Annotated in this window: 9 protein-coding genes, 2 pseudogenes and 1 riboswitch; of the genes and pseudogenes, 7 read left to right on the forward strand and 4 right to left on the reverse strand. The window is 37.7% G+C overall.

Annotation, left to right across the window (positions count from 1 at the left end; all coding sequences use genetic code 11):
• Window positions 1-157: 157 nt before the first annotated feature.
• The 3 genes from ACVYAD_RS13560 to ACVYAD_RS13570 all read left to right on the forward strand — a co-directional run bounded on the left by ACVYAD_RS13560 (window position 158) and on the right by ACVYAD_RS13570 (window position 4,068).
• Window positions 158-1,384, forward strand: a complete 1,227-nt coding sequence (locus ACVYAD_RS13560; protein ID WP_476426801.1) for an MFS transporter — start codon at window positions 158-160, stop codon at window positions 1,382-1,384.
• Window positions 1,385-1,400: 16 nt separating this feature from the next.
• On the forward strand, window positions 1,401-2,816 hold the full coding sequence (locus tag ACVYAD_RS13565; RefSeq protein WP_476426802.1) for a M20 family metallopeptidase: 1,416 nt from the start codon (window positions 1,401-1,403) through the stop codon (window positions 2,814-2,816).
• A 280-nt stretch (window positions 2,817-3,096) separates the two neighbouring features.
• Window positions 3,097-4,068, forward strand: a complete 972-nt coding sequence (locus ACVYAD_RS13570) for a glutaminase (protein ID WP_476426803.1) — start codon at window positions 3,097-3,099, stop codon at window positions 4,066-4,068.
• Window positions 4,069-4,238: 170 nt separating this feature from the next.
• Here ACVYAD_RS13570 and ACVYAD_RS13575 read toward each other — a convergent pair whose 3' ends face one another.
• The 3 genes from ACVYAD_RS13575 to ACVYAD_RS13585 all read right to left on the reverse strand — a co-directional run bounded on the left by ACVYAD_RS13575 (window position 4,239) and on the right by ACVYAD_RS13585 (window position 7,210).
• The gene (locus ACVYAD_RS13575; RefSeq protein WP_476426804.1) at window positions 4,239-5,579 is read right to left on the reverse strand and encodes an amino acid permease; all 1,341 of its coding nucleotides are present in this window, start codon (window positions 5,577-5,579) and stop codon (window positions 4,239-4,241) included.
• 161 nt (window positions 5,580-5,740) lie between these two features.
• Window positions 5,741-5,817, reverse strand: a riboswitch (glycine riboswitch).
• 532 nt (window positions 5,818-6,349) lie between these two features.
• The gene (locus tag ACVYAD_RS13580) at window positions 6,350-6,736 is read right to left on the reverse strand and encodes a rhodanese-like domain-containing protein (RefSeq protein ID WP_079562970.1); all 387 of its coding nucleotides are present in this window, start codon (window positions 6,734-6,736) and stop codon (window positions 6,350-6,352) included.
• 195 nt (window positions 6,737-6,931) lie between these two features.
• Window positions 6,932-7,210 (reverse strand): hypothetical protein, encoded by a 279-nt coding sequence (locus ACVYAD_RS13585; protein WP_476426805.1) that lies wholly within the window; start codon window positions 7,208-7,210, stop codon window positions 6,932-6,934.
• Window positions 7,211-7,541: 331 nt separating this feature from the next.
• On the opposite strand from ACVYAD_RS13585, the gene ACVYAD_RS13590 reads away from it, so the two are divergent.
• The 3 genes and pseudogenes from ACVYAD_RS13590 to ACVYAD_RS13600 all read left to right on the forward strand — a co-directional run.
• Window positions 7,542-8,372, forward strand: coding sequence for a lipoate--protein ligase family protein (locus ACVYAD_RS13590; RefSeq protein ID WP_349662110.1), 831 nt, complete (start codon window positions 7,542-7,544; stop codon window positions 8,370-8,372).
• Window positions 8,373-8,574: 202 nt separating this feature from the next.
• A pseudogene (locus ACVYAD_RS13595) lies at window positions 8,575-9,366 on the forward strand (ribonucleotide reductase N-terminal alpha domain-containing protein); the annotation flags it as partial.
• Window positions 9,367-9,717: 351 nt separating this feature from the next.
• Window positions 9,718-11,493, forward strand: a pseudogene (locus ACVYAD_RS13600) (vitamin B12-dependent ribonucleotide reductase); the annotation flags it as partial.
• A 157-nt stretch (window positions 11,494-11,650) separates the two neighbouring features.
• On the opposite strand, the gene ACVYAD_RS13605 reads toward ACVYAD_RS13600, so the two are convergent.
• Entirely contained in the window at window positions 11,651-12,562 is a 912-nt protein-coding gene (locus ACVYAD_RS13605; protein ID WP_476426806.1) for a DNA glycosylase, read from the reverse strand.
• Window positions 12,563-12,731: 169 nt separating this feature from the next.
• Between ACVYAD_RS13605 and ACVYAD_RS13610 the strand changes: the two genes are divergently transcribed.
• Window positions 12,732-13,445 (forward strand): 2OG-Fe(II) oxygenase, encoded by a 714-nt coding sequence (locus tag ACVYAD_RS13610; protein WP_476426807.1) that lies wholly within the window; start codon window positions 12,732-12,734, stop codon window positions 13,443-13,445.
• The last annotated feature ends 8 nt before the right edge of the window (window positions 13,446-13,453 follow it).

A 13,453-nucleotide genomic window follows, 5' to 3' on the forward strand; every position in this document is an offset into this window, starting at 1 on the left:
AAATAGGGAGAGATGAAAAATAGTATAGAAAAGTTGCAAAAGATATCGATATGGAAGAATAAGAGTTTTAGTTGTCGCAATATTCGAGTAACTGAATGTCGTTTTCCTTTAATACTATCAATTGCAGCAAATCAGTTTAAACATGGGAGGGATAGTAATGACAACGAATGCAGTAACCAAAAAATCCAGAAATTTAATCCTTGCACTTTTATTTTTAGGTTGGTCATTAGGGAATCTAGATCGTTACATCATGAACTATGCAGTAGTATCGATTACGGGTGATTTAAATTTAGATGCTTCTTCTACTGGAATTATTTTAAGCGCTTTCTTTTTAGGCTATGCAATTATGCAAATACCTGGCGGTTGGTTGGCTGATAAATTTGGCGCTAAAAAAATCTTACTTTTTTCAGTAATCATGTGGTCGATATTCACAGGTTTAACGGCAATAGCTTGGTCTTTAGTTGCGATGATTATCATTCGATTTTTATTTGGTATTGGGGAAGGTGGGTTCCAACCATCGAGCTCTAAAATTATTGCAACGATTTTTCCGAGGGAAGAACGAGGACGAGCAATGTCAATTATGCTTTCCTCTGGAGGTATTGTTTCATTAATCGTCCCTTTACTCGCAGCTTATTTATTAGGAACAATTGGCTGGCGTACGATGTTTGTTGTAATTGGTGCAATCGGAGCCATTATTGCATTTTTATATTGGAAATATATCAAACTTCCACAAGAGGAAGTAGTGGAAAGTAGTCATGGTAAAGAAAATACTTCTACGAAAGTAAACTTTAAGGAACTTTTTAAGACACCGCTTATGTGGAATTTAATGATTGCTTATTTCTGTATTTATGCGGTGAACTGGGGATTAGTTTCTTGGATTCCAACATATCTTCAAAAAAATCGAGGACTCGATTTAATGTCGATTGGTTGGGCGCAAACAATTCCAGCTATCACTACTATTATCGGTATTTATGGTAGTGGTTATCTCATTGATAAGTTACCACGAGGAATGGATAAAATCTTAGGGTCAATTTCATGTGGAGTAATTGGTATTTTATTGTACTTCATGTTTACAGCAGAGTCGGTAACGATGTTTATTGCTTATCAAACGGTCGTTACTTTATTTATTGCATTTGTTATTACATTACTACCTGCCATTGTGTTAAAGAAATTACCTTCTTCTATTACAGGTTCTGCAATGGGAGTTGCTAATACAGGCGGGCAATTAGCTGGATTTGTAACGCCAATGGCAATCGGCTTTATGGTAGATGCTTTTAACGGTTCGTTCGATGTAGCATTTTGGATGTTAATTGGATTTGCAGTTATTTGTATTATTTCGCTTCTAACGTTAAATGATCAAAAAGGAAGTCTTTTGAATTCATAATAGGGGGTATAAAAAGATGAGTGTACATGAAAAAATTTCTTCATTAATCGAGTCAAAAAGGGATGCTAGTATTCAAGTAAGTGATGCTATTTGGGCAGTACCTGAACTTCACTTTCAAGAAAAGAAATCTGTTCAATATATGAAGGCAGCTTTAGAAGAAGAGGGCTTTGCAACAGAACTTGGCATTGCAGGACTTGATACAGCACTAGTAGGAACGTATGGATCTGGAAAGCCGGTTATTGCCTTTCTCGGTGAATATGATGCACTGCCTGGATTGAGTCAAAAAGGAGGGGCTACTAATTTCGAACCATTAGAGGACGGAGGAAGTGGCCATGGTTGTGGGCATAACTTATTAGGTACAGGAGCGTTCTCCGCGGCTGTTGCGGTGAAAGATTATTTAGAGCAAAATAATCAATCGGCGACAATTCGTTTCTACGGTTGCCCAGCGGAGGAGAATGGTTCAGGGAAAGCTTATATGGCGAAGGCTGGTATTTTTGATGATGTCGATATTGCTATATCTTGGCATCCTGGTACTTTTACAACTGTAATGACTTGCAGCTCCCTAGCAAACTATGCAGTTACGTTTAAGTTTACGGGAAAAAGTGCACATGCAGCAGCAGCGCCACATTTGGGACGGAGTGCATTAGATGCAGTTGAACTTATGAATGTTGGGGTAAACTATTTACGTGAACATATCATTCCAGAAGCGCGTGTGCATTATGCGGTTACAAACACAGGAGGATCATCTCCAAATGTCGTTCAACCGTATGCAGAGGTGACATACTTAATCAGAGCACCTAAAAAGCATCAAGTACAAGAGATTTATCAACGTGTTGAAAATATTGCTAAAGGTGCAACATTGATGACTGAAACATCGTTAGAAATCGCCTTTGAGGGAGCAGCGTCCAATCTTATTCCAAATAAAACACTTTATGATGCGATGCAAAAACAAATAATTAATCTAGGAATGCCTACTTATACGAGAGAAGATGAACAGCATGCCCAAGCTATTTTTAATACATTTACGCCTGAAATTCAGGCATCAGCATTAGTAGGTCTAAAAAAAGATGATGCTGTGCAGTTACAAGGTAAAGTTATTGCTGACCACATTCCAAGTGTCCTACCTGAATTTATATTAGGTGGATCAACGGACGTTGGAGATGTAAGCTGGAATGTCCCAACTGTTCAATGTACAACTGTATGTATGGCACTAGGTACACCACTTCATACTTGGCAGGTTGTATCACAGGGTGTTATGCCAATAGCACATAAGGGGATGTTACAGGCAGCAAAAATAATGGCTTGCACTGCTGTCGATCTAATTGATAATCCATCACTTATTGAAGAAGCTAAAAAAGAATGGAAAGAACGTCTAGACGGGGAGACTTATGTGTCACTAATTCCAGAAGGTACAATGCCTCCAAAATTTTAACTTCTTTCAGCAAATGAAAGCAAAGTGTCAGCTTCAGAAGTCTCCCACCTCTATAGGTTATGAGATGAATGCGGATATAAGCTGCTTTTCAGAGGGTATCCATTCGCAAGCCGGACGCAATTATGTCGAGGCATAATTGATAAAAGTATACCAAAAAGAGTCTTCATAGGGTAAACTATGGAGGCTCTGTTTTTGCCTATTATTAAGTTTTACTTAGTTAAGTGTACTTATTGAGTAGTTATGGCGTAAAATGCCGTTTTTTTTGAAAGGAGATTACAAAATGCCGACAGAACATAACAATCATAAAAATAATCAACTTGCGGCAGAATGGGTGGAACAGTTTCGCCCTTTTGCTAAAGAGGGGCAATGCGCAAGTTATATTCCTGCTTTAGCTGAAAAAGATCCAAACCAATTAGCGATATCGATTATCGGTACTAATAATGACGAAATGAAAGCCGGAGAGACAACTGAACTATTTACGCTGCAAAGTGTTTCAAAGGTCGTTACATTTATTTTAGCGTGTATGGAACGAGGATTACCTTATGTTTTAGAACGAGTTGATGTTGAACCCACAGGTGACACCTTCAATTCAATCATTCGTCTAGAAAGCCATCAGCCTGGAAAACCTTTTAATCCAATGATTAATGCCGGAGCCATTACAGTATCCTCTATGCTTGACGGAAACTCTCCACAAGAGAAGGTTTCAAAAATCCTTTGTTTTTTAGAGCAAATGATTGGCAAGAAATTAAAGGTGAATGAGGAGGTTTATCAATCTGAGTGGCAAACGGCAAATCGAAATCGATCATTAGCCTATTATTTAATGGATTCTGGCTTTTTAGACTGTCCTGTAGAGGAAGCATTGGAAGTTTATTTAAAACAATGTGCGATTGAAGTAAATGTTTCAGATTTAGCGATGATTGGTTTAGTAATCGCCAATGATGGCTATCATCCTCTAACAAAAACACAACTTTTTCCTAAGCAAGTAGCAAAATTAGCAAAAGCATTGATGGTTACTTGTGGTATGTATAATGCTTCTGGTAAATTTGCTGCATTTATTGGGTTACCCGCTAAAAGTGGTGTTTCCGGAGCGATTTTGGCGGCTGTGCCAAGTCATGCAGGCTTAGATTCACCTTTCCCTGCTGGGTGCGGTATTGGCATATATGGACCAGCAATTGATGACATTGGGAACAGCGTAGCTGGCGTGAATTTACTTAAGCATATCGCTACCGAATGGAATATGAATATTTTTTAATCAAATAAAGAAAGATGACTTCTAATATGGAGTCATCTTTTTTTACTTCCTTCAGCGGATTTCTAAACATCCGCTCCGCCAAGAGTATACCGTTAATTTGCAATAAAAAAGCCCTGAATAGCTTCACTTTGCTTAAAGTGTCACTATCCAGGACAATATAATTTAGCGTATTACTTTCTTTTTTTCTTATAAAGAATCAGCAGCAATATAAACCAAATTGGTGTCAATAGTAATGCGGTACGAGTTGCTTCTGAAATGAACATCACTACTAATAAAAATGCAAAGAAGGCAAGTACTAAATAGTTCACGAACGGAGTGAAAGGTGCCTTGAAAATTGATGCTTCATGAAGTGCACGATTTTTACGTTTATAGATGATATGAGAGATTAATATAATACTCCATACCCAGATAAAGCAAATGGCACTAATCGTTGTCACAACACTAAAGGCGTTTTCAGGCATTAATTTACTTAGTAATGCACCAACAGATACTACAATTGCCGACACAATAAGTGCGTTGCTTGGTACACTGTTTTTATTGAGCTTTGCAAACGATGGCGAAGCTTGCTTGTTGTTTCCAAGATTAAAGAGCATGCGGCTTGTAGAAAATAAACCACTATTTCCAGCCGAAGCAGCAGATGTTAGAACGACAAAATTAATAATCCCTGCAGCAATTGGAATACCGGCTAGTGTAAATACTTGTACAAATGGACTACTAGAGGCAGACATTTCATGCCAAGGATTAATGCATAAAATAACAAATAACGCCCCTACGTAGAATAATAAAATGCGTAATGGAATTTTGTTAATGGCAGAAGGTATATTTTTTTTAGGATCGGCCGTTTCAGCAGCAGAAACCCCCACTAGCTCGACACCAACAAAAGCGAAAACTACCATTTGGAATGCCATTAAGAACCCATGTAGGCCATTCGGGAATAACCCGCCATATGCCCAAAGATTTTCAACAGAAACTGTGCCAGAGCTTGTTTGAAAGCCTGTAAATAACATGAATAGTCCGATCGCGATCAGTACCACAATAGTAATGACTTTTATTAGTGCAAACCAAAATTCTAGTTCGCCAAATAGTTTTACAGTTAATAGATTCAACATTAGCAATAGGACTAAACAGCCAATTGCAGGCACCCATTGTGGTATATCAAACCAATATTGTACATAAACGCCGACAGCGATAATATCTGCCATAGCGGTCATAATCCAGCAGAACCAGTATGTCCAGCCGGTAATGTAACCTGCCCAAGGTCCTATGTATTCGGATGCAAAATCAGTAAAGGATGTATAGCCAGCATTCGATAATAACAGTTCACCTAAAGCCCGCATGACGAAAAATAAGGCGGTTCCGACTATTAGATAGGCGAAGATGATGGAAGGTCCTGCTAAAGCAATGGCTTTTCCGGAGCCTAAAAATAAACCAGTACCGATTGTTCCGCCAATCGCAATGAGCTGCACATGGCGATTTTTTAATTCACGTTTTAATTGTTGTTGTTGTTCCACGTTGCTCCCCCTCAAAGATACGTAAAAACTATGACTGGAAATAAAAAAGAGACTAGTAGTGACACTAGTCTCGTAAACGACAGAATAACAAATACCAATCGCGAATGTTGTATGTAAAAAAGAAAACATTCGTGTGGTATAGCTTTCATGATGAAAGTTAATATTACTCCTCTGTCCTTTTGCCTGAGATAGTGAACCCTTCGGCGACGCAAAATGCGCTCTCTCCAGAACTGCTCCTGCTATAGTTTTATCCATAGCATTCATAGCTTGTATTGTATGTCTTGATGACATTATTTTAAGATATTATACATCCTATCAGTGCTACCATAATTATTCAAGGGGAAATTTCAGTCTTTTGCAGAAAAAAAGAAGATTGGAGTTCGTCTAGGTAAAAATTATACGAAAAATAGTATTTTTAGACATACGTTAAAATATGGATAATATTTAATGTTTGGTATAAAGGGTTAAAAAGGCGAGGGACGAGTGAGGGAAGCAGTTAGAATTTTGGTAAAGGAAGTTGAATGTGATGTAAGCAGTATATTGCCTCATACTCTACTTGTTTCTGTTCAAAAAGTTGTCAGACGTTAAACAATAAATATAATATAGTAGAAACTCAGAATTTTTTGCAAAAAGTAAACCATCTCATAGTCATTTGAGATGGTTTCTTTCTGTTTAAAACAAAGTGAGATAGGTATATATAAATAAATTTACTTAGATTTCGCGAGTATATTTATTTATGTAGTCACTTATGCCTTAACGATTTTTTGAAATTATTTTTTAGACTTTATTTTACCTGTCCAAGTACGGAAGCCACCTTGAAGTTGGTAAATTTGGTTGTAGCCACGTTTTTTTAGAAATAGAGCAGCACGTGCGCTACGGCCTGTATTTTGACAGTATAAATATACTGGTAAATCTGGGCGGATTTCTTTGTGACGTTGACGTAGAGTTGTTGAAGGAACATTACGTGCACCAAGAATGTGACCTGCATCAAATTCTTTTTGCTCACGTACGTCGATAAGCTGCGCTTTACGATAACCTTCAATAAATTGTTCTTGTGTTAGGTTTGTTACGGCTTTTTTTAATCGTAGGGCATTTATGCCGATATATGCAATTACGACTACTAAAATAACACCGATTGTGATAAGTATGTTTAACAAAATTTCTTACCCCTTTCTATCTTCTTTATTATTATAAAAGATGCGCTAGCGATAGTCCAATGAGTTTGATAAAATTAATTAGATTGTGGCTAGAATTAATCTATCTATATGTATGGATGTTATTAGTGAAAGGTCACGGAACCATCCTACCCAATTTTTAGATTTGGGTGGATGATACTTCAATAAAGAATAGAACTAAACGCAGAGTGTCAAAATTTTGAGAAACATTATTTTTGGCTCATCACCAGGAGTAGGATGGCATTTGCTAAAACGTATGCGATATATAGGTTGATTGGAGTGAAGGCTGGGCGACTCCTCTGGAATTACAATCGAGGAACGAAGTCTAATATCACTTCCTGTGATAACGCCTTCGTGACCAACATCGTGCTGTTGCTGTCGCTGCGCTTTCGCACAAACAAAACCAAAACCTGCTGCTGCCGCTACGTTGCACTCACGCTTTCGCGCAAAAGACATCTGTTGGCCCGAGCCCCTGGAGCGCAGTGAAGCGGCTCATCGGACGCCCCTAGGAAAGCGCCCAGCCGGAACGGAAATCAACCACTCACTATAGCGATGAGCCTTATTTTGTACACATTCGCAAATGGTTAACTTACCTTCTTTCAGCAAAGAATTTCTTACCGAAGTGTAGCGATAGGTACAGAAGTTCCCCATCTTTATAGTGGCTGAAAGAAGGTAAAGCCTCCGGCGGATGTCACGGAATCGAAAAGGATTGCTTTGTGCAAGCACAAAGCCGATTCCCGACGCATTTATGCCGAGGCATAAATGATTAATTGTAGGAGATGAAAATATGACAACTTGGTATTTTCTAAATTCAGGGAAATGTAGCCCATCTTTCAATATGGCATTAGACGAAGCATTACTTGATTGGCATAGTGAAGGTTTAATTCCACCGGTTATTCGTTTTTATGAGTGGGAGCCAGCAACTCTTTCGATTGGCTATTTTCAACAAGCGAAAAGAGATATTAATCTAGAAGCGGTGCGAGAACAAGGGTTAGGCTTTGTTCGTCGTCCAACAGGTGGTAGAGCCGTTTTACATGAACATGAATTGACATATAGTGTCATTGTTTCAGAAAGCTACCCAGATATGCCTGAATCAGTGACAGAGGCATATAGAGTGTTAAGTGAAGGGATATTGCAAGGTTTTCATAATCTAGGTATGGATGCTTATTTTAGTGTTCCTAATACTGAAGAACAAAGAGCGGACTTAAAGAAACCTAAAAGTGCAGTTTGCTTCGATGCGCCAAGCTGGTATGAGCTTGTAGTAGAAGGTAAAAAAGTGGCAGGTAGTGCACAAACTCGTCAAAAAGGTGTTATTTTACAGCACGGAGCTATTTTACTTGATTTAGATCAAGAAAAATTATTATCTGTCTTCAATTTTTCAAGTGAAGAGGCGAAGGCACGTATGCGTAGAAAGATGCCTGAAAAAGCGGTTGCTATCAATAATCTTGTTAAAGAACCTGTGACTATTGAACAATGTGTGACAGCTTTTAGAGATGGTTTTGCAAAATCGTTGCAAATTGATTTAAAACCATTTACACTTTCTGAGGAGCAATTAGAATATGTACATGCACTAGAAGAAAAAAAATATGCATGTGATGATTGGAACTTCAAAAAATAAAAAATGGTATAAGAAAAATATTTTTTTAGCGTTCAACCCTTGTAGTAACAAGTAGTTAGCATTACGTTCGAAATTGCAAGAGTTGAAATAAAAAACTATATATAGTATCTTTTTTTAAGACATATACACAATATGTAGTGTTTAACGACACATGATATTGTGTATTTATATTTGTAAAGCAGAAAATAAGGGAGGCAAAACGATGGTACTCACAAATCATCAACCCGAAGTAAACAAATTTGAACAGTTAAACAAAGATATTGAACAATTTCCACAGGTTCATCCTGTAACACCTGATATGCATATTACGCATAAAGGTGTATCTAGACTTGTAATGATCGATCGCTACTCGTTTAAAGATACGGAAAAGAAAACGTTAAAAGCCGGTGATTTCGTCGTATTAACAGTAAAGGCAGATCCAAAATTCCCTGCACGCGGTTTAGGGACAATCCAAAAGCTTGATATGTCTACAAAAACAGCAGAAATTTTGATTGAGGAAGATTACCGTAGTGCTATAGATGATCCGAAAGAGCAAGAAACGGGTGTGATTACGCGTTCAATTGACGTGCTAGAAAAGCCTCTTGAAATATTTTATGAACAAATCGCAAAACGAAATGCAACAGGGCTTGCTTCTGTTGAAAAAACACAAGAGAAACGCCAAGAATGGTTTGAGAAGTTTTATGAGCAGCTAGTTTCATTAAAATTCATTCCAGCTGGACGAGTTATTTATGGAGCAGGATCTGAAACGGATGTAACTTTCTTCAACTGTTACGTAATGCCATTTGTAGCAGATTCACGTGAAGGAATAAGTGATCACCGTAAGCAAGTGATGGAAATTATGAGCCGCGGTGGTGGTGTAGGAACAAATGGTTCAACATTGCGTCCACGTAACACTTTAGCACGTGGTGTAAATGGTAAATCATCTGGCTCTGTATCATGGTTAGATGATATTGCGAAACTGACTCATCTTGTTGAACAAGGTGGCTCGCGTCGTTAAGACTCGGCGACGTAATCTCGTGAATTGCTGGAACACCCTTAGAGCTTTTTTTGCTACAACGTAAGCTGCAAAGCTAGGCGTGAATGCTTGAAAAAAGAAAAGATTGGGCAATCAGCAGCGAAGCATCTATGGAAACGTAGATGAACGTTCAACGACTATTGAAACTTTCTAAGCTTGTCAAAGTATGAAAGAAGTAAATCATATGAGGCGGTGACGCTCTTATGAGGCACGAGACAAAGAACAGTATTCTTTGATGATATAGTCTGATCTTATGTGAAAGCATAAGAGTATGGCAGAAATGACCATGCCAGAAAAATTAAATTCAATATTTTTCTGTAACAAAAAATGGGAGCACAAATGATTATGCTGGCAGATTGGCATCCTGATATCGTGGAATTTATTATTTCGAAAATGCAAAATCCACGTATTCTACGATACCTAATCGAAAATACAACGGATAAAACAATTATTCGTCTAGCAAAAGAAAAATTAAACTTTAAACCTCTTTCAACTCAAGAGGAAGCTATGTACCAAGGTATTGTTAACTATAAAGGTATCGAAGGTTTAGGTGGTTTTGATACGGCTATTATTCGTGAAGCGGAAAACAAGCTTCGTGATGGTGGTACTTATACTGTTCACAATCAAGAGTTTTTAACGGGTGCAAATATTTCTGTAACATTAACAAAAGAATTTATGCAAGCTGTAGAAAATGACGCTGACTTTGAGCTTCGTTTCCCAGCTGTTGAAGAATATACAAAAGAAGAGATGGCTATTTACAACAGTGAATGGCATAAAGTTGGAGATGTGCGTGAATGGGAGAAAATGGGCTATAAAGTACGCACTTACCGCACGATTAAAGCGAAGGAATTATGGAATTTAATCAACGTTTGTGCAACGTACTCTGCAGAGCCAGGTATTTTCTTCATCGACAACGCCAATGAAATGACAAACGCAAAAGCTTATGGTCAAAGCGTTGTAGCGACAAATCCATGTGGGGAACAACCACTTGCACCATATTCTGTGTGTAACTTAGCAGCTGTGAACTTAGCGCAGTTTGCAAATAAAGAAGATCAAACAATTGATTACGAAGCACTACGTGAAACAGTTCGTGTTGGTGTTCGTATGCAAGATAATGTTATTGATGCTACACCATACTTCTTAGAAGAAAACCGTGTACAAGCTCTTGGAGAGCGCCGTGTTGGCTTAGGCGTAATGGGCTTAGCGGACTTACTAATTTATTGTGAGAAAGAATATGGCTCAGAAGCTGGTAATGAGCTAGTCGATGAAATCTTTAAGACGATTGCTGAAACTGCGTATGAGACGTCAACAGAACTTGCAAAAGAACGCGGCAGCTTCCCATTCCTTGTAGGAGCAACTGAGGAAGAAACAGCCCGTTTACGTAAAGCATTCACTGAAACTGGCTTTATGCAAAAAATGCCTGCGCATATTAAAGAGCAAATTTTAGCAACAGGTATTCGCAACTCACATTTACTAACAGTAGCTCCAACTGGTTCGACTGGTACGATGGTTGGCGTGGCAACGGGTCTTGAGCCATACTTCTCATTCACATATTACCGTTCTGGTCGCCTAGGTAAATTCATTGAGGTAAAAGCAGAAATCGTACAAGAATATTTAGAACGTCATCCGGAAGTAGATGAGAATAATCTTCCTGATTGGTTCGTTACAGCGATGGAGTTAAAACCAGAAGCACATGCTGATGTACAATGTATCATCCAAAAATGGATTGATTCATCTATTTCAAAAACTGTAAACGCACCAAAAGGTTATACAGTACAACAAGTTGAAAAAGTATACGAGCGTTTATATAAAGGTGGCGCTAAAGGTGGTACGGTCTATGTAGATGGTAGCCGTGATTCACAAGTACTGACACTAAAGGCTGAAGAAAATGATATGGATCAACTATCATTTGAAGAAGAATTAGTAGAAGTACCAACGAAGCGTCCAGTTGTATTAGTAGATACGATTCAAGCATTAGAATCGACAACAGTTATTGGTTCGGATGTAGGGAATACTTGTCCTGTATGCCGTAAAGGAACTGTAGAAGAAATCGGTGGCTGTAATACATGTACAAACTGTGCAGCACAGTTAAAATGTGGCCTATAAACCGTTTATAAAAAAGATGCGTGTTTAAAATAAACTCGCGAAGCTTTGCCCCTTTGGATATGATTATCTAAAGGGGTGTTTTTGTGTTGAGGTGGATTAAAGAGGGTCAAGGAACTTGCGGTGGGGCAGATTATCCGCCTTGGTTTAAAATTAAAGATCAGTAAAGGACACGCCATAAATAAAAGGTAGCGTATGATTCCCAGTTTTCCCATGGAAGCGATAATTCTAAGATTTCATCTTTCGAAGGCTTTCGATCCATATTACGTACTATTTTTATTGAATTAATAAGACCTACATCATCAATTGGAAAAGCTGTCTGGAACCTGAGGCAGCGCATTAAAACATAATTGGCTGTCCAAGGACCGATTCCCCTTATGTTAATTAAGTTTTTTTCAGCATCTTTAAAGTTCATTTTCATTAATTTTTCCCTCGATAATTCTCCACTTGCCATTAATTTAGCAATTCCAATAATATATTCACTTTTTTTTACCGTCATTTTAATATCTGCTAGGTCGGTAGGTGTTAACTGTGCAATTCGTTCGTACGGTGGGAACACCCAATACTTTTTACCATTCCATTCGATTGAATCGCCAAATCTTTCTACAAATTGCTTCTTTAAGGAGTACGCGAAGGCTAAGTTAATTTGTTGCCCTAACACTCCCCAACATAAAGCTTCAAATAAATCGGGAATGCCGATAACTCGCAATCCATAAAATTTTTGGGCAGGTATTTTAAGTAATGGGTCTGCATTTGCCATTTCATAAAATGGCGTTAAATCTTTATCAAGATCAAACCATTCATAAATGTATTTTACAATCTCTTCCCGTTTCCACTTTTCAATAGGACGCGTATTATTTAGGAATTGAACAACCATTTGTTTATTATTGAGTACACTTACCTGTACTAAGGACCGAAGTTCCCCAATGGCTATAACTTTTGTAATGATATCGTTCTCTATTTCATACATGCATTCATTTTTTTCCCTTGTTAGATAGCCTAGGTTAGCATTCATATCGAAATTTTCAGGTAATGTCATTACAATCACATCATTGACTTCATGCCATGTCACTTTTTCATTCTCCTTATCTTATTACGATTTTCTTTTGCCATTTTACTTTATCACATAATAATTGTACCTAATTTTGTTATCTTGCTATTACATTCTAAACACCTTATTTTTTTTTATTTATGAGGTTATAGTGTTAGTTATCAAGAATGCAAAATAGGAGTTGATAAAAATGATTCAAAATATAAAAACACGTGTCGAGAGCTTAAATTGGGATTCGATTCAACATGAATTAGATGAGCAAGGATTCGCAAAGTTACCAGTGATTTTAACAAAAGAGGAATGTGAATTCTTCAAAAAATTGTATTGTGAAGAAGAGCCATACAGAACGACAATCAATATGACGAGATATCGCTTTGGGAATGGGGAGTACAAATATTTTTCCTATCCATTACCTGAAATCATCCAAAGTTTAAGAGAGTCTTTTTATGTAGAGTTGGCCAAAACAGCTAATCGATGGTTAGGTTATTTAAAGAAAACAGAACAGTTTCCAGATCATCTTCAAGATTTTTTGAACACCTGTGTAGAATATGAACAAACTAGACCGACACCTTTACTATTAAAGTATGAAAAAGGCGGATTTAATTGTTTGCATCGAGATTTATATGGCGACATATTTTTCCCGTTTCAAGTAGTATTTGTATTAAATCAACGTGAAAAAGACTTTTGCGGTGGAGAATCTCTATTAGTGGAACAAATTCCTCGTGCTCAGAGTAGGGGACATGTCATTACTTTAGAACAAGGCAGTGCGCTGATTTTTCCTACTAACTATAGACCTGTTCAAGGTAAAAAAGGATATTATAAAAATACGGTTCGTCATGGAGTAAGCACGGTTACTGCTGGAGAACGATACGGTCTTGGAATTATTTTTCACGATTCTAAATAAAGTGAAAC

It is taken from the genome of Lysinibacillus sp. G1-3 (genome assembly GCF_056322905.1).

Excerpts from the sequence above, each read along its gene's own strand:
- ACVYAD_RS13560 (WP_476426801.1), top strand. The coding sequence starts at position 158 with ATGACAACGAATGCAGTAACCAAAAAATCCAGAAATTTAATCCTTGCA.
- ACVYAD_RS13585 (WP_476426805.1), bottom strand. The coding sequence starts at position 7,210 with ATGTCTTTTGCGCGAAAGCGTGAGTGCAACGTAGCGGCAGCAGCAGGT.
- ACVYAD_RS13570 (WP_476426803.1), top strand. The coding sequence starts at position 3,097 with ATGCCGACAGAACATAACAATCATAAAAATAATCAACTTGCGGCAGAA.
- ACVYAD_RS13610 (WP_476426807.1), top strand. The coding sequence starts at position 12,732 with ATGATTCAAAATATAAAAACACGTGTCGAGAGCTTAAATTGGGATTCG.
- ACVYAD_RS13565 (WP_476426802.1), top strand. The coding sequence starts at position 1,401 with ATGAGTGTACATGAAAAAATTTCTTCATTAATCGAGTCAAAAAGGGAT.
- ACVYAD_RS13590 (WP_349662110.1), top strand. The coding sequence starts at position 7,542 with ATGACAACTTGGTATTTTCTAAATTCAGGGAAATGTAGCCCATCTTTC.